Source organism: Kitasatospora sp. NPDC056184, assembly GCF_042268405.1.
In the GTDB taxonomy this organism is placed as follows: Bacteria; Actinomycetota; Actinomycetes; order Streptomycetales; family Streptomycetaceae; genus Kitasatospora.
Genome location: NZ_JBHJUI010000012.1, coordinates 56313 through 72857, shown reverse-complemented (window position 1 = coordinate 72857; position 16545 = coordinate 56313). Strand labels below are relative to the sequence as shown.

12 protein-coding genes, 1 tRNA gene and 1 pseudogene are annotated in these 16545 nt (G+C 74.3%); 7 read left to right on the top strand and 7 right to left on the bottom strand.

Translation table 11 applies throughout. The features are described from left to right. Positions 1 to 29 precede the first annotated feature (29 nt). The 5 genes from ACFC0B_RS23780 to ACFC0B_RS23760 all read right to left on the bottom strand — a co-directional run bounded on the left by ACFC0B_RS23780 (position 30) and on the right by ACFC0B_RS23760 (position 5148). Positions 30 to 752 carry a GPP34 family phosphoprotein gene (locus tag ACFC0B_RS23780; protein WP_376089156.1) on the bottom strand — a complete coding sequence of 241 codons (723 nt, stop codon included), beginning with the start codon at positions 750 to 752 and terminating at the stop codon, positions 30 to 32. 112 nt (positions 753 to 864) lie between these two features. Beyond that, positions 865 to 938, bottom strand: a tRNA-Lys gene (locus ACFC0B_RS23775). Positions 939 to 1028: 90 nt separating this feature from the next. Next, the gene (locus tag ACFC0B_RS23770) at positions 1029 to 3131 is read right to left on the bottom strand and encodes a dipeptide ABC transporter ATP-binding protein (RefSeq protein WP_376089153.1); all 2103 of its coding nucleotides are present in this window, start codon (positions 3129 to 3131) and stop codon (positions 1029 to 1031) included. Continuing rightward, a complete protein-coding gene (locus ACFC0B_RS23765; RefSeq protein WP_376089711.1) occupies positions 3128 to 4051 on the bottom strand; it encodes an ABC transporter permease in 924 nt (307 codons plus the stop codon). Before ACFC0B_RS23765 ends, ACFC0B_RS23770 begins: the two co-directional genes overlap by 4 nt. Before the next feature lie 113 nt (positions 4052 to 4164). Further along, positions 4165 to 5148 (bottom strand): ABC transporter permease, encoded by a 984-nt coding sequence (locus ACFC0B_RS23760; protein WP_376089150.1) that lies wholly within the window; start codon positions 5146 to 5148, stop codon positions 4165 to 4167. A gap of 388 nt (positions 5149 to 5536) precedes the next feature. Between ACFC0B_RS23760 and ACFC0B_RS23755 the strand changes: the two genes are divergently transcribed. Together ACFC0B_RS23755 and ACFC0B_RS23750 are read left to right on the top strand one after the other, a co-directional pair. Further along, positions 5537 to 7243: an ABC transporter family substrate-binding protein gene (locus ACFC0B_RS23755; protein ID WP_376089147.1), complete on the top strand. Its 1707-nt coding sequence runs from the start codon at positions 5537 to 5539 to the stop codon at positions 7241 to 7243. A 497-nt stretch (positions 7244 to 7740) separates the two neighbouring features. Then, complete coding sequence (locus tag ACFC0B_RS23750) at positions 7741 to 8934, top strand: low temperature requirement protein A (protein ID WP_376089144.1); 1194 nt, start codon at positions 7741 to 7743, stop codon at positions 8932 to 8934. A 278-nt stretch (positions 8935 to 9212) separates the two neighbouring features. Here ACFC0B_RS23750 and ACFC0B_RS23745 read toward each other — a convergent pair. Further along, positions 9213 to 10166 (bottom strand): annotated as a pseudogene (locus ACFC0B_RS23745) (LysR family transcriptional regulator); the annotation flags it as partial. Positions 10167 to 10478: 312 nt separating this feature from the next. On the opposite strand from ACFC0B_RS23745, the gene snpA (ACFC0B_RS23740) reads away from it, so the two are divergent. The 4 genes from snpA (ACFC0B_RS23740) to ACFC0B_RS23725 all read left to right on the top strand — a co-directional run bounded on the left by snpA (ACFC0B_RS23740) (position 10479) and on the right by ACFC0B_RS23725 (position 15171). Continuing rightward, on the top strand, positions 10479 to 11126 hold the full coding sequence (gene snpA, locus ACFC0B_RS23740; RefSeq protein ID WP_376089141.1) for a snapalysin: 648 nt from the start codon (positions 10479 to 10481) through the stop codon (positions 11124 to 11126). 163 nt (positions 11127 to 11289) lie between these two features. Next, positions 11290 to 11919, top strand: a complete 630-nt coding sequence (gene snpA / locus ACFC0B_RS23735) for a snapalysin (protein WP_376089138.1) — start codon at positions 11290 to 11292, stop codon at positions 11917 to 11919. 210 nt (positions 11920 to 12129) lie between these two features. Further along, entirely contained in the window at positions 12130 to 12786 is a 657-nt protein-coding gene (locus ACFC0B_RS23730; RefSeq protein ID WP_376089135.1) for a pentapeptide repeat-containing protein, read from the top strand. A gap of 297 nt (positions 12787 to 13083) precedes the next feature. Then, a complete protein-coding gene (locus ACFC0B_RS23725; RefSeq protein ID WP_376089708.1) occupies positions 13084 to 15171 on the top strand; it encodes a phosphocholine-specific phospholipase C in 2088 nt (695 codons plus the stop codon). A 21-nt stretch (positions 15172 to 15192) separates the two neighbouring features. On the opposite strand, the gene ACFC0B_RS23720 is transcribed toward ACFC0B_RS23725, so the two are convergent. Beyond that, positions 15193 to 15990, bottom strand: coding sequence for a phosphoribosyl-dephospho-CoA transferase MdcG domain-containing protein (locus ACFC0B_RS23720; protein ID WP_376089132.1), 798 nt, complete (start codon positions 15988 to 15990; stop codon positions 15193 to 15195). 206 nt (positions 15991 to 16196) lie between these two features. On the opposite strand from ACFC0B_RS23720, the gene ACFC0B_RS23715 reads away from it, so the two are divergent. Continuing rightward, the gene (locus ACFC0B_RS23715) at positions 16197 to 16463 is read left to right on the top strand and encodes a hypothetical protein (RefSeq protein WP_376089129.1); all 267 of its coding nucleotides are present in this window, start codon (positions 16197 to 16199) and stop codon (positions 16461 to 16463) included. Positions 16464 to 16545 lie beyond the last annotated feature (82 nt).

Below are 16545 nucleotides of genomic sequence, written 5' to 3'. Positions count from 1 at the left end.
TCCAGGCCCCGCCCCTGTCCTCGCCCGCCTCAGCCTCCGCCCCCGTCGGAGTTGTCCGCCGAGATCACCCGATGGACGGCCTGGGCGATCGGCAGGTTCCGGGCCGCCCGCCGCGCGGAGTCCCGGAGCGCGGCGCGCTCCCGGCCGGGATAGACCCGGCGGTCCATCCGGCCCGCCCAGAGCAGGCCCGCCAGCTGCCGGTCCCGCTCGCCGGCCGCGGCGGACTCCGGATCGGCCCCCGCCCCGGTCCGGGTCAGGGTCGCCGCGATCCGGTCGGCGATCTCCTGCCCGGCCGAGGCCCGCACCGGCAGCAGGGCGCGGTACGGAACCAGGAGCAGTCGGCGGCGTTCGACGGTCATCGCGCCCTGCACGACGAGCCGCTCCCGGTAGTACCGGACCGTCGCGCTACGCGGGATGTGCCGGACGGCGGCGTCCAGCCCCGGTCGGCGCCCCTTGCCGGCCCGCCCCAGCCGGGCGAGCACGGCCGCGCCGATCCCGTCGTGCGCCCCGAGCGGCTGGAACCCGGTGATCCGCCGGCCCTCGACGGTGATCGCCCCGGTGAGCAGCAGCTCCGCGAGCACGGCGCCGGCGATCATCCGCTGGAACGAGGCCGACGAGCCCCGCAGCAGCCCGCGGGCCGGGTCGGTGCAGAGCAGGACCAGCTCCTCCGCGAGCGGACGCCCCCCGGACGGACCGGACGGACCGGACGGACCCGACGGGCCGGGCGGCTCGGGCGGTTCGAGGGGAGCCAAGGCGACAACACCTCTGACGCGACGAGTGGGCGGAGGTCCACGTTCCCGTCCCGGTGCCGGGGAAACGCCGAAGGGCCCCCTCGCTGCTGCGAGAGGACCCTTCGACCGTCGGTGCGCCGCCAGGGACTCGAACCCCGGACCCGCTGATTAAGAGTCAGCTGCTCTAACCAACTGAGCTAGCGGCGCCTGCTGACCTGGAAGACATTACACGCCGTCCGGCCGATCCGCCGAATCGGCACCATCCGGTGACCCAGGGTGACCGGCGGGCGGGTTCGGTCAGCCCTCCGGGAAGTGGCAGGCGGCCCGGTGGTCGGTGCTCACCGGACCGGCGGCGGCGGGCGCGAGCGGCGGCGCCTCGGTCGCGCAGCGGTCGCGTGCCGTCGCGTCGAGCCGGGGGTGGACGGGGCAGCGGGCCCGGAACGGGCAGCCGGTGCGGCGGACGGTGGGGGAGGGCGGGTCGCCGGCCAGCAGGACGCGGGTGCGGGCGCGCTCGGCGGCCGGGTCCGGCAGCGGGACGGCGGAGAGCAGCGCCCGGGTGTAGGGGTGCCGTGGGCGCTCGAAGACGGCGGACACCTCGCCCTGCTCGACCGTCCGCCCCAGGTACATCACGCTGACCCGGTCGGCGAGGTGCCGGATCACCGAGAGGTCGTGCGAGACGAAGAGGTAGGACAGGCCCAGTTCCGCCTTGAGCGACTGCAGCAGGTTGAGCACCCCGGCCTGGATCGAGACGTCCAGGGCGGAGACCGGCTCGTCGAGCACCAGCAGCCGGGGCCGGACGGCCAGCGCGCGGGCGATCGAGATCCGCTGCCGCTGCCCGCCGGAGAACTGGTGCGGATAGCGGACGGCGTGCGCCGGGTCGAGGCCGACCTGGCGCAGGAGTTCGGGCACCCGGCGGGCGATCTCGTCCTTCGCGGCCCGCTGGGCGCGCAGCGGTTCGGCGACGATGTCGCCGACCGGCATCCGGGGATCGAGGCTCGCCATCGGGTCCTGGAAGACGATCTGCAGCCGGGACCGCATCCGGTGGGCCTCGGCGCGGGAGAGCCCGGCGGTGTCCCGGCCGAGCAGCTCGATCCGGCCGGACTCGGGGGCGGCCAGCCGCAGCAGTTCGAACAGGGTGGTCGACTTGCCGGAGCCGGACTCGCCGACCAGGCCGAGCGTCTCGCCCTCCCGGATCGACAGCTCGACGCCGTCCACCGCGTGGACCGAGCCGATCCGGCGCTTGAAGACGGTGCCCTTGAGCAGCGGGAAGGTCTTGGTGAGCCCGGTGACCTCCAGGACCGCCGGACGCTGCTCCCGGGGGAGCGGCGGGTCGGCCGCTGCCGGGAGCTCCGGCACGGGGTACACCGCACCGGGCGCGGGCCGCCGTTCGGCCAGCTCGTCGGCCCGGACGCAGGCGGCCAGGTGACCGTCGCCGGCCAGCGGCGGTTCCGCCGTGCGGCAGCGGTCCTCGGCGAGCGGGCAGCGGGCGGCGAACGGGCAGCCGGCCGGCAGCCCGGCCATCGGCGCGGGCGTGCCGGGGATCGGGACCAGCGGTCCGCGCCGTCCGTCCAGCCGGGGGACGGCGCCGATCAGGCCGAGCGTGTACGGGTGGCGCGGCGCGGCGAACAGCTCGTCGACGCCGGCCGTCTCGACGACCCTCCCCGCGTACATCACGGCGACCCGGTCGGCCATCCCGGCGATCACCCCGAGGTCGTGGCTGACCAGGACGAGCGCGGCGCCGGTCTCCCGGCGGGCGGTGCGCAGGACGTCGAGCACCTGCGCCTGGATGGTGACGTCCAGGGCGGTGGTGGGTTCGTCGGCGAGCAGCACGTCGGGGTCGTTGGCGACGGCCATGGCGATCATGGCGCGCTGGCGCATGCCGCCGGAGAACTCGTGCGGGAAGCTGTCCAGGGCGCGGTCGGGGGCCGGGATGCCGACCAGGTCGAGCAGGTCGGCGGCCCGCTTGCGGGCGGCGGTCCGGTCGAGGCCGGCCCGGTGGACGCGCAGCGCCTCGACGAGCTGGTCGCCGATCCGGTAGACGGGGGTGAAGGCGGACAGCGGGTCCTGGAAGACCATGGCGATCCGCCGGCCGCGGACGGCGGCCAGTTCGCGTCCGGGCAGGCCGACCAGCTCCCGGCCGTCCAGCCGGACCGAGCCGCGGACCCGGGCGGTGCCGGGCAGCAGTCCGAGGACGGCCAGCGCGGTGACGGACTTGCCGGAGCCGGACTCGCCGACGATGCCGAGGGTCTCGCCGCGGCGCAGGGCGAGGTCGACGCCGCGCACGGCGGGGACGGGGGCGGTGCCGCGCGGGCCGGTGAAGTCGACCCGCAGGTCGCGCACGTGCAGCAGCGGTGTGCCGGCGGGGGTGGTCGCGGTGGTGGTCTCGGCGGTGCTGGTCACGCGCGGGTCCTCTTCTTCGGGGCGCGGTCACGGGCGCCGTCACGGTCACGGGCGCCGTCACGGTCGCGCCCGCGGGCGCGGCGGGGCCGCCGGGCGGCCTCGGCGGTGGGGTCGAGGGCGTCGCGCAGGCCGTCGCCGATCAGGTTGACGGCCAGGACGAAGAGCACCAGCAGCCCGGCGGCGAAGTAGAACAGCCAGGGGAAGACCGGCGCCTCGCTGGTGCCGGCGGCGAGCAGGGTGCCGAGCGAGACGTCCGGCGCCTTGACGCCGAAGCCGAAGTAGGAGAGCGCGGTCTCGCTCATCACGGCGCCGCCGACCGCGATGGTGGCGTCGATGATGAGGAAGGAGGCGACGTTCGGCAGCACGTGCCGGGTGATGATCCGCAGCGGGTGGACGCCCATGAACTGCGCGGCCCGGACGAACTCCCGCTCGCGCAGCGAGATCGTCATCGAGCGGACCACCCGGGCGGTGATCATCCAGTTGAACAGCGCCAGCAGCAGGACGAAGGCGAGCCAGCCGGAGCCCTTCAGCCGGGGCGAGACGATCGTGATGATCAGGAAGCTGGGGAAGACCAGCATCAGGTCGACCAGGAAGGTCAGCAGCCGGTCGGTCCAGCCGCCGAAGTAGCCGGCGCAGGCGCCCACCAGGGAGGCCAGCACGGTTGAGAACAGCGCCACCAGCAGGCCGATGACCAGCGACTTCTGCAGGCCGCGCAGGGTCTGGGCGAAGACGTCCTGGCCGATCCCGTTGGTGCCGAACCAGTGGGTGGTGGAGGGGGGTTGGCGCAGCGCCCCGTAGTCGGGCGCGGCGTAGTCCCAGGGGATGAGGTAGGGGCCGCCGAAGGCGAGCAGGAACAGCAGCAGGACGACGACGGCGCCGGCCACCGCCCCGCGGGCGGCGAGCAGCCGGGCGAGGACGATCCGCCCCCGGCCGACCGGCCCCGGCGCGGACCCGACGGGAGAGCCGGACCCGACGGGGTCGGCCGGCTCGGCGGGTCCGGTTATCGCGGCGGTCACGGGCTCTCCTCCTCGGGTCAGGACCGCACGCGCGGATCGAGCGCGGCGTGCAGGGTGTCGGCGAGGAAACCGGAGGCGAGCACCACGACCGCCGCGAACAGGTTGACCGCGACGACCGCGTTGACGTCCTGCTCGTTGACGGACTGGATGAACCACTCGCCCATGCCGTGCCAGCCGAAGATGGTCTCGGTGAAGGCGGCACCGGTGAAGATGCCGAGGAAGCTGTAGGCGAACATCGTCGACATCGGGATGACCGCCGTCCGCAGCCCGTGCTTGACCAGCGCCCGGCCCCGGGTGAGGCCCTTGGCCTCGGCGGTGCGCAGGTAGTCGGAGCCGAGTACGTCGAGCATGGTGCCGCGCTGGTAGCGGCTGTAGGTGGCGAGGCCGCCGAGCGCCAGCGAGAGGGTGGGCAGCAGCAGGTGCAGCGCCCAGTCGGCGAGGTGCGCGCCGAGGCCGCCGGCGAGTCCGGGCGTCTCGTAGCCGGTGAAGGGGACGACCTCGTGGCCGACGGCGTCCTTGGCGGCGATGGCGCCGTTCTTGAGGAAGAGCGCGACCAGGAAGACCGGGGTGGAGAGCAGGACGAAGGACAGCACGGTCAGCAGCCGGTCGGAGAGCCGGTACTGGCGCACCGCGCTCCACGCCCCGGCGGCGACGCCGAGCACCATGCCGAGCAGGCTGCCGACCAGCAGCAGCCGCAGCGAGACCCAGACCCGGCGGCGGAAGTCGTCCATCACGGGGGTGTCGTGGATGGTGCGGCCGAGGTCGCCGTGCAGCAGCAGGCCGCCGGCCCAGCGGCCGAACCGCTGGACGACCGGGGTGCGGTCGTTCAGGTTGAGGTCGGTGAGCTGGCGCTCGACCGAGGCGGCGGCCGGGCGCGGCACCTTGGCCTCGAAGTAGGCGCGCGGCTGCAGGGCGGCGCCGGCCAGCGCGTACGCCAGGAAGACGGCGGCGACCAGCAGGACGGCGTAGTAGGCGAGCCGCTTGGTCAGGTAGCGGAGCATCAACGGCCGCCCGGGGTGGGGGCGGTGCCGACGCGTCTGGTGGGCATCGGAGGGTGGCCTTCGGGTCGGGGGCGAGGGTGCGGGAGCGGCTCGCCGGAGGGGCCTCGCCGCAGGGGCGGGGAGTCCGTGCGAGGGGCGGCCGGCCGTGGTTCTTGACCGTGGTCAGGAAAACGCAGGTCAGAGTGTGGCACCGGAGCGCGGCCGCGGTGTTGCGGCGGTGTTGCACCCCGTTTCGTTTGGAACAGGTGTCAACTCGGCCCCCTGGTACTCGTTCTGATCGGCTGTTACGTTCGGTCCCCGGCACCGACTTGGCTGCCCACGCTCAAGCCTCGCCACACCTCGCGACGCTCACCTCTCACCACTCGCCGGACATCACGGGGGGACCCTCATGGACGCTTCCGCCACGCCCGCGCGCCGACTCGGCCGCGCCGCCGCCCTCGCCCTCGCCGTCGCCCTGGCGGCGGCCGCGTGCAGCTCGGGCGGCGGTGGTTCGGCGGACACGGCGGTCAAGAGCGAGGCGCCCGGGCAGGGGTCCATCGACATCAACGCCAAGCCGCTGGACCAGGTCCGCGACGGCGGCGAGGTCCGCTTCCCGCTCTACCAGTGGATCACCCAGTGGAACCCGTTCCAGGTGGACGGCCGCTACGGCGACGCGGTCGACATCATGCGCACGCTGGAGCCGAGCCTGTTCACCACCGACGGGACCGGCACCTTCAAGCCGGCCGCGGACTACCTGCTGGACGCCAAGGTCACCTCCGCCTCGCCGCAGGTGATCACCTACAAGCTGAACCCGAAGGCCAAGTGGTCGGACGGCAAGCCGCTGAGCTACCTCGACTTCAAGGCCGACTGGGAGGCCACCAACGGCAAGAAGGACGGCTACAACATCGCCGACTCGGCCGGCTACGAGCTGATCTCCGCCGTGGAGCAGGGCGCCGACCCGGCCGAGGTCAAGGTGACCTTCTCCGAGCCGTACGCCGACTGGCAGAACCTGTTCCGCCCGCTGATCCCGGCGGCCGGGATCGCCACCGCCGACGACTTCAACAAGGGCTGGGTGGAGAAGATCCCGATCACCGCCGGTCCGCTGAAGATCGGCACCGCCGACAAGACCGCGCAGACCCTCACGCTCGTCCCCGACCCGAACTGGTGGGGCGCCAAGCCGAAGGCGGAGCGGATCACCTTCCGGGTGATGGCGCAGTCGGCGACCACCCAGGCCTTCCTCAACAACGAGATCGACTTCGCCGCCGCGGGCACCGCCACCGCGTACGGCCAGCTCAAGGACGCCAAGGACGCGGTGATCCGGTCCGCCAGCCCGTGGGACGAGGTGCACATCTCCTTCGGCGGCGGTGGTCCGCTGGCGGACGTGAAGGTCCGCCAGGCGCTCGGCAGGGCGCTGGACCGGGGCGCGCTCGTCAAGATCGCCAACAACGGTGTGCCGGTGGAGTTCAAGCCGCTCGGCAACCACATCTTCATGCCCAACCAGACCGGCTACCGGGACAACTCCGGCGAGTGGGCGACGTTCGACCTGGCCGCCGCGAAGAAGCTGCTGGACGAGGCGGGCTGGAAGGAGGCCGGCAGCGGCCAGCCCCGCACCAAGGACGGCCAGGCGCTGACCCTGCACTGGGTGCTCAACGAGTCCGCCCCGCAGGCCCAGGTCGACCTCGCCACCGCGGCCCAGGCGATGTGGCTGGCGGCCGGCGTCAAGGTGGAGGTCGACAAGGTCGCGGCCAACGACTTCTTCACCAAGTACGTCAACCCCGGCAAGTGGGACATCGCCAGCTGGCGCAACACCGACTCGTTCCCGCTCTCCAGCAGCCTGACCAACTTCCGCCTGCCGCAGGGCGACAACGTCTTCGGCAACTACTCCAAGCTGGGCAGCGAGGAGATCGACGGGCTGCTGAAGAAGGCGGCGGGCACGATCGACCCGGTGGAGGCCGCGAAGCTCTACAACCAGGCGGACGCCCGGATCTGGGAGCTCGGCCACACCTACGAGCTGTACCAGCGGCCGACCGTGGTGGCGGCCCGCAAGGGGCTCGCCAACTACGGCGCGTTCGGGCTGGCGAGCACGGACTACACCAAGGTCGGCTGGGAGAAGTAACCGGGGCCGGGGACGGGAGCGGGGCCGGCGGGGCGGCCCCCGGCGGCCGGGCGGGCGCACGGCGGGCACTGGCGAGCAGCGCGGTGATCACGAGGCGGGTGGTGCGGACAGCGGAAGGCCGGCGTCGCCGCCCCCGCTGTCCTGCCACCCGTCTTGACCTTCCGCGATGCCCGCAGGCCGCCCGTGCCGCAGGGCTCGTCCCCGGGCCCCGTTCGCTTCGAACCGGGGACGAATCTAGCGGGGCGGTCCGGGCCGTCGCGCCGTACGGCGCGGGCGCGCCCGGAAACCCGCCGTGCTGTCACCCGGTTCGCGCACCGGGCCGTCAACTCTCGCTGACGTCAGGGCATATTGCGACACAACGGATCAATTGTCGCACCCGAGGGCGTCATCGGGCACTCCCGGACGATTCCCGGTGCGCTGTGGTGCGTGCGCGGTGCCCGGCGCGCTGCCAGGATGCGGCGGATACCGCCCGCCCGTCCGGAGCCCGGAGACCGTCCATGAGCAGCGACTCCACCGCATCCCCCCGCCCGCACCCCGCCGACCCGCGCCCGGTGCGCCGGATGGTCCCGCGCAGCCGGGACGAGCCGCACCGGGTCGCCACCCCGCTGGAGCTCTTCTTCGACCTCTGCTTCGTGGTCGCCGTCGGCCAGGCCGGCCGGGAGCTGGCCCACGACCTCGCGGGCGGCCACTGGGGCGACGGCCTGACCGGCTACCTCTTCGCCTTCTTCGCGATCTGGTGGGCCTGGATGAACTTCACCTGGTTCGCCTCCGCCTACGACTGCGACGACGTCCCGTACCGGATCACCACCCTGGTCCAGATCGCCGGCGTGCTGGTCCTCGCGGCCGGGGTGCCGCGGCTCTTCGCCGACCAGGACATCGTGCTGGTGGTGCTCGGCTACGTGGTGATGCGGCTGGCCATGGTCACCCAGTGGCTGCGCGCGGCGGCCGCCGAGGAGGGGCTCGCCCGCACGGTGGCGCTGCGCTACGCCGTCGGGATCACGCTCTGCCAGATCGGCTGGGGCCTGGTGCTGCTGCTGCCGCACGACGTCCGATCGCTGGTGATCCCGCTCGGGATCCTGGCCGAGGTGGCCGTGCCGGCGATCGCCGAACTGCGGCTGCGGACCCCCTGGCACCCGCACCACATCGCCGAGCGGTACGGCCTGTTCACGCTGATCGTGCTCGGCGAGACGGTGGCGGCGGCGACCGTCGCGGTGCAGTCCGCGGTGGACGAGCACGAGGGGCTGGGCCGCCTGTTGCCCGTCGCGGGCGGCGGTCTGCTGATCTGCTTCTCGGCCTGGTGGATCTACTTCGCCCGGCCGGTCCACGAGCACCTGCGGTCCAGCCGCCAGGCCTTCCTCTGGGGGTACGGCCACTACCTGGTGTTCGGCTCGGCGGCGGCGATCGGCTCCGGGCTGGAGGTGGCGGTCGAATCGGCCGTGCACAAGGCGCACATCTCCGAGACGGCCGCCACCGCGACGGTGACCGTGCCCACCGCGCTCTACCTGTTCACCGTCTGGGCGCTGCACGCCAGGCACGCCAAGACCGGCGCGGCTCAGCTGTCGGTGCTGCCGGTGGCCTCGGTGGTGGTGCTCGCCTGCACCGCGGCGGGCGGCTCCGGCGTCCTCGCGGCGGGCCTGGTGACGGCGGCCGCGGTGGCGGTCGGGGTGGCGCTGCACACGAGGGAGCGCTGAGCGGGGGCGGGCGGACGGCGCTGCCCCGAGCCCTCCCGCGGCTGCCCGTCACGGGGGTGCTCCTCGGTCCGGCCGGCGGCCCCGTTCGGCGGGCCCGGCCCGTTCGGTCCGCCGGTTCCGGTGCGGACCGGACCGCGCAGCGCCGAGCCGTTGGGGGACGAGCCGTTGGGCGTCGCCCCGTGGAGCCCCGAGCCGTTCGACCCCGGCCCGCGGAGCGCCGCCCCGTTGAACACCGGTCCGTGCGCCCGGAGCGGGTCCAGCGGCGGCGGCCCCAGCAGGGCCCGCAGCACCTCATCGTGCCCGGCGAGCCAGGACCGGTACACCGGGCTGGCCTGGGCGAGGTCCAGATAGGCGGCCTGCAGCTCCTCGTACAGCGCCTCGCGGCCCGGCGGGCCGAGCGCCCGCGGCCGCCAGACCAGCAGCAGCCGCACGGCCAGCGGGTCGCCGTGCAGCCGGCGCACGACGGTGCCCGGTCCGGGCAGCGAGGTCGGCTGACAGGGGCGGACCGCCTCCCCGGAGGCGACCAGTTCGGCGGCGGTGGCGTTGTCCCGCACCTGCACCACCCGGGGGTTGAGCCCGGCGGCGCGGAACACCCGGCGCATCGCGGCGTACTCGTGGTCGGCGGTCGGGTCCACCATCCAGGTGTCCTCGGCGAGCTCGGCCAGCCGGACCACCGGCCGGGCGGCCGCCGGATGGCCGGCCGCGAGCGCGACGAACTGCGGCTCGCGGGCGAGCAGCACCCGGTGCTCGGCGTCCGGGGGCAGCCGCAGCGGGAAGCCCTCGCTCTCGTGCACGAAGGCGACGTCCAACTGGTCGGCGGCGATCATCCGGAGCAGGGCGTTGGCCGAGATGTCGATCTGGATGGTGGTGTCGGTCTCCGGCAGCCGGTCGTGCAGCCGGCGCAGCCAGGCGGCCACCGCCCGGCTGCCGACGCTGCCGATCCGCAGTCGCCGGGCCCGCTCGCCACCGGCCGCCTCCCGCGCCTCCTGGCGGGCGGCGGCCACCAACGCCGCCATCTCGGCGATCACCGGCCTGGCCCGGGACAGCACGGAGTGGCCGAGCGCGGTGGGCCGGCTGCCGGTCTGCTCCCGGGTGAACAGCGTGCCGCCGACGGCCCGTTCGATGCGGTGCAGCTGGGTGGTGAGCGACGGCTGGGTCATGCCGAGCCGCAGCGCTGCCTTGCGGAGGCTTCCGGTGTCGGCGATCGCGCACAGCACCCGCAGGTGTCTCACGTCGAGCTCCACATCGGGGAGCGTAACGGTCGAAACGGGCTGACGCCAGGGACATGACAGGCAGTCGGGTCGGACGGTGCGCCGACGGCGCTCCGACCGCCGGGATCCACCGGCCCGACGGTCGGGCGGATCCCGGGACCGGCCGCCGGACCGGCCGCCGGGTGGCGCGGTGATTGCCCCGGGCTATCGCCGGTTGACATCATCCGCCGGGCCGCCGGCCTGGCCGAAGCTCTGGGGGCAGCAAGCATTCATCCGATGCCCCGCGGCCCGGCCCCCACCGGGCGCGGCGCACTCGCGAATCGGAGCCCCCACATGAACCGTGTCTCGCGCACGCTCTCCGTCGCGCTCGGACTGGTCCTGGCCGCGGGAACGGCCGCCCTGCCGACCGCCGCCACCGCCGCCCCGGTGAGCGCCCCCGACGCCGGCACCGTCGGGCACTACACCCCGGGCACCGCCGCGAAGGGCGCGGGCAAGGCGGACGACCGGGCGTTCTTCGAGGCCGTCATGAAGTCCGCGCGGGCGAAGCAGGCCGCCAACCCGTACCTGCTGGCCGTCACCGTGACCTACGACGCGAGCAACGCGCCGTCCTTCGCCCCGGTCATCGCCCAGAGCGCGCAGATCTGGAACAGCTCGGTCGGCAACGTCCGGCTCCAGCAGGGCTCCAACGCCGACTTCGCCTACTACGAGGGCGACGACCCGTCCAACGGCTCCTACGCCAGCACCGACGGCCACGGCAACGGCTACATCTTCCTCGACTACACCCAGAACCAGCAGTACTCCTCGCTGCGCGTGACCGCGCACGAGACGGGCCACGTGCTGGGCCTGCCCGACCACTACTCGGGCCCGTGCAGCGAGCTGATGTCGGGCGGCGGCCCCGGCCCGTCGTGCACCAACCCGTACCCGAACAGCGCCGAGCGCAGCCGGGTCAACTCCCTCTGGCGGTACGGCCTGGCCGGCTGACCCGGTACCCCGCCGCCCGCCGCTCCGGCGGGCGGCCCCTGACGCGCGCCGCCCGGGCGACCCCTCCGACCGGGCGGACGCGGTTCCACCCGCACCACCGTCGTTCCCCGTGCGCGCGAGCGCACCGCCTCCACCCCTCATTCCGTGAAACGGGAGCCCCCACATGAACCGTGTCTCACGCATGTTCTCCGCCGCCGTCGGTCTGGCCCTCGCCGCCGGCCTGGCCGCCCTGCCGACCACCGCCGCCGCCGCGCCGACCCAGGGCTACACGGCGTCCGGCTCCGCCTACGCGGGCTCGGCGACCGAGGACGCCAACAACAAGGCGTTCTTCGAGGCGGTCATGGCGTCGGCGCGGGCGAAGCAGGCCGCCAACCCGTACCTCCTGGCCGTCACGGTGACCTACGACGCCAGCAGCGCGCCCACGTTCCGCAACCAGATAGCCCAGAGCGCGCAGATCTGGAACAGCTCGGTCGCCAACGTGCAGCTCCGCTCGGGCTCGGCCGCCGACTTCCGCTACTACGAGGGCAACGACTCGCGCGGCTCCTACGCCAGCACCGACGGCCACGGCCGCGGCTACGTCTTCCTCGACTACGCGCAGAACCGGCAGTACAGCTCGCTGCGGGTCGTCGCGCACGAGACCGGGCACGTGCTCGGCCTGCCGGACCACTACTCGGGCCCGTGCAGCGAGCTGATGTCCGGCGGCGGCCCCGGCACCTCCTGCACCAACCCGAACCCGAACAGCACCGAGCGCAGCCGGGTCAACACCCTCTGGCGGAACGGCCTGGCCGGCTGATCCTCCCGCACCGCAGTGACGGCCCGGTCGCCGGAACCCCGGCGACCGGGCCGCCCCGCGTGCGTTCCCGCCCCTCGCGGCGCACACGAGCAGGGCCGGCGGTGGGCGCCCCACCGTGCCACCGCCGCGCCCGCCCGGCCCGGTTGTCGGTACCCCGTGCGAGCATGCGGACCAGGACCCGTCCGCCGTCGACCGCGAGGTGCCCCCGCCATGCCCCAGCACGTCCCCGACCGCCTGGAAGACCTGCCCTACGCGGACCACCTGACCCGGCACAGCGGACCGCTGCGCAGCGACGGGCGCTACGACACCGTCCACTTCGACGGCGGCGAGTACACCGACCAGACGGGGGCCGGCGCGGCCTTCCTGGAGTCCGCCCTCACCGGCGTCGCCCTGAGCGGCGTCAAGCTCCGCCAGGCCCGGTTCAACGAGGTCTGGGTGCAGGCCGGCCGCTGGGTGGCCTGCGACCTCGCCGACAGCGAGTGGCAGGACAGCGCGGTCACCGGCGGCGTCCTGGCCGGCATCGCCGCGCACGGCTCGGCGCTGCGCCGGGTGGTGTTCCGCGGCTGCAAGCTGGAGGCGGTCAACCTGCGCGCCGCCGTGCTGCGCGACGTCGTCTTCGAGGACTGCCTGCTGCGCGACGTCGACTTCGGCGACGCGAAGCTCACCGACGTCGCCTTCCCCGGCTCCACCCTGGAGGAGGTCCGGCTGCGCGGCGCCACCCTGAGCAAGGTCGACCTGCGGGGCGCCGTCGCCCTCGGCCTGCCCGACGGCCACCAGGGCCTGCGCGGCGCCCTGATCAGCTCCCTCCAGCTCATGGAACTGGCGCCCCAGTTCGCCCAGGCGCTGGGCATCACGGTGAAGGACTGACCGGGGCCGGACCGGGAGCCGCCCGGAGCATCGGGCGCGCCGAGGCCGGCAGGGGGATCTCCGGGGCGCCGCCCGGTTCGCCGCGGTCGGCCTCGATGTCCTGTGTGTCCGGCGGAGTGCGGAGGCGGTCGTCCGGGCGTTCAGCTCCCGGTCGTTCGGTGACGGCCGGGAGAACAGTCCGCCAACCCTGCCGCCCGCCCCTGGTGGGGCGGTTCGGTGCGGGTGGAGGATGCTGCGCGATCGAGTGGGCCCCGACTTGTGTGCACAACATCGCCAGTGAAGGGACGGGCTGGGCTGATGGCCGAGTTGAGTCGTAGGAAGTTCGTAACCCTGTCCGGTGCCGCCGCCGCGGGTGTCGCCGTGGCCGGAGCCGGTACCACCGGCGCCGGGGCGGCCCCCGCCGCCGCGCCGGCCGCCGCGCCGTCGGCGGCGCTGTCGCAGACCGGCACCCTCGCCGACGCGCGGCACATCGTGATCCTCATGCAGGAGAACCGCAGCTTCGACCACTACTTCGGCATGCTGCGCGGTGTGCGCGGCTTCGCCGACCGCTCCGCCATCCAGATCGCCGGCGGCTACTCCGTGTTCAACCAGCCCAACGGCCTGCTGGCCCGCCAGTACCCGTGGCAGTTCAGCCTCACCAAGCCGGCCGGCGGCGCCGACCCGGAGCGCCTGGCGCAGTGCAACGGCGATCTCGCCCACGGTTGGGGGGATCAGCACAAGGCCTGGAACAGCGGCAGGATGGACGCCTGGGTGGCGGCCAAGGGCAATGTCCGCCCGCTCGGCTTCCTCACCCGCCAGGACATCCCGTTCCACTACGCGCTCGCCGAGAACTGGACCATCGCCGACGCCTACTTCTGCTCGGTGCTGAGCGCCACCGGCCCCAACCGCACCTACCACTGGTCCGGCCAGATCGACCCGACCGGAGCCGCCGGCGGCCCGGCCTACGACGGCGGCGACGAGAAGGGCCTGCGCTGGCAGACCTACGCCGAGGCGCTGGAGAACGCCGGCGTCAGCTGGAAGGTCTACCAGAACGCCGCCGACAACTACGGCGACAACGCTCTCGGCTATTTCGTCCAGTTCACGGGCGCGCCCGCCGGCAGCCCGCTGGCCGTCAAGGGCATGGGCTCCGTCCCCAAGGTCACCGGGAGGACCCCGGACGACATCGTCGCCGCGATCAAGGCCGACGTGCTGGCCGGCACCCTGCCGCAGGTCTCCTGGATCGTCCCCAACCAGGAGGTCTCCGAGCACCCCTACGCCACCCCGGCCGACGGCGCGCACTTCGTCCACCGGGTGATCGACGCGCTCAACGCGGACGCGGACGTCTTCAACTCCAGCGTCCTGTTCCTCAACTACGACGAGAACGACGGCTTCTTCGACCACGTCCCGCCGCCCGCCGCCCCGGCCGGCACCCCGGGCGAGTTCTACGGCGGCACCAACATCGGCCTCGGCTTCCGGGTCCCGCTGATCGCCGTCTCCCCGTGGACCCGAGGCGGCTGGGTCTCCTCGGAGGTGTTCGACCACACCTCGGTGCTGCGCTTCCTGGAGAAGTGGACCGCCGCCATCGGCAAGCCCGCCACCTGCGTCAACATCAGCGACTGGCGCCGACGCGTCTGCGGAGACCTCACCGGCCTGTTCGACTTCGCCAACCCGGTCTACGGCCTGCCCGGGCTGCCCGACACGGCCGGCGCGGTGGTCGGCATGTCGACCTGCGGCCCGCTGCCCAACCCGGCGCCGGTCGACAACAAGCTGCCCACCCAGGAGCCCGGCACCCGCCCGGCCCGCGCGGTGCCGGTCCAGCCGAACGCCAACCTGGACCGCCTGGAGTACGGCTCGGCCGGCGCGATCAAGGTCTGGCTGGCGATGGCCAACCAGGGCGCGCCGGCGACGAAGTCCGCCCACTTCGCCGCGTACGCCAACGCCTACCGCGGCGGCGGCCCCTGGCAGTACACCGTCGACCCGGGCGGCAGCCAGAGCGACTTCTTCAACTGCGGCACCGGCTACGGCGGCGGCCAGTACGACCTGAGCGTGGTCGGCCCCAACCGCTTCCTGCGCCGCTTCAGGGGCGACGCCACCAAGGCCGGCCGGAACGCGGCCGTCACCTGCTCCTACGCCGTGGAGCCGGGCACCGGCAAGCCGGCCGTCTGGTTCAAGCTCGCCAACACCGGCGGCACCGCGCTGACCTTCACCATCACGTCCACCAACTACCGCACCGACGGCCCCTGGACCTACCAGGTGCCGGCCGGCGGCAGCGTGAGCGACTTCTTCAACGTCGTCGCCTACACCAACGGCTGGTACGACCTCACCGTCACCGTGGACGCCGACAGCACCTGGTCGCAGCGGTTCACCGGCCACCTGGAGACCGGCGCCGCCAGCGTCAGCGGCTGACCCGGCGGCCGCCGCCCGGGCTCACCGGCCCCGGGGGAACCACGGATCGTGGACCTCCCGGGGCCCGTACGGCGTGAGCAGGGTCAGCGTCAGCGGCGACGCCGCGTACTCGGCCAGCAGCACCGCGCCGTGCCGGGTCTCCAGCTCGGCCTGCACCGGCACCCGCAGCCGGCTGAGCGCCCGCCGCAGGTGCAGGGCGTCGCGCCGGCTCACCGGCTGGGGCGCGCGCAGCACCAGCCGCAGCGGGCTCAGCGGGCCGGCCACCGGTTCGCCGGTGGCGAGCTCGTAGCCGATCGCGCCGATCGGCCCCCAGGCGAGCCGGTGGTCGGCGATCAGCTGCCCGGCGAGCGGGAGCACCGCCAGCGCGGGGATCGCCGCGACCCGCTCGGGCGACAGCAGGGAGAGCCGTCCCGGCAGCTGTTCGGGGCGCAGCGCGCGGGCCACCGCCGCCCGGGGCGCCAGCGCGTCCAGCCGCTGTCCGCGCTGCGGCCCGCGCACCGTCACCGGCACCCAGGTCTCCGGCGCGGCCGACACGTCCCGGGTGCAGCGCACGGGGTGCGGGGTGTCCACGGGCGCGCCCGCCACGGCCGGCGCCCGTCCGACGGTCACCCAGGGGTGCGCGCGCAGCACCTGCCGCGCCCAGTCCGGCAGCTCGCCGCCGCCGAGCGGGCGCAGCGAGCTGGGGCACTGCATCAGCAGCAGGTCGTGGACGCCGGGCAGCCGTCCGTCGAGTGCGGCCAGTGGCCCGACCAGCCGGCGCGGTCCGCCGTGCAGTTCCTCACTCGGACGGGGGACGCGGGGGTGGGCGGCGACGGTCACGGCAGGCTCCAGGGGTGGGATCGGGACCGGCTGACGGCTTCCACCCTCCTCCCGCCCCACCGGGGCGGCTACGGCCTTTCGGCGCCCGCGACCAGGGACCAACGACTCAAAAGCGTGCGCCGGAGCCCCTGCCGGGGCAGCGGGTGCGGGCCCGGCGCGGCGGTGTGAGAGTGGGGGCAGTCCGGAATTCGCCCGGAGGAGGAGTCATGGGCATCTTCGACAGGTTCCGCCACAGGACGCAGCACACCGCCGAGGAGACCAGGTCCTCGCTCGACGGGGGCGCCGAGCGGGACACCACCGCGATGACCGACGCCGCGCAGCGCGCGGCCCTGGCCCACGACGAGGCCGCCGACGCCTTCAGCGCCGAGGCCGAGAAGGCCCGCGAGGCGCAGGAGGCCTCCGCGGTCGGCGAGCGGGAGGCCGAGGAGCGCGCCCGCCAGGACATGACGTCCGAGGGCGACCCCTGGGGCTGACCACGAGCCCGGGGCCGACCACGGGCCCCGGGGCCGACCGCGCGCCCGGGCCGATCGGCGGCCCCCGCTGCCGCCCCCGCGC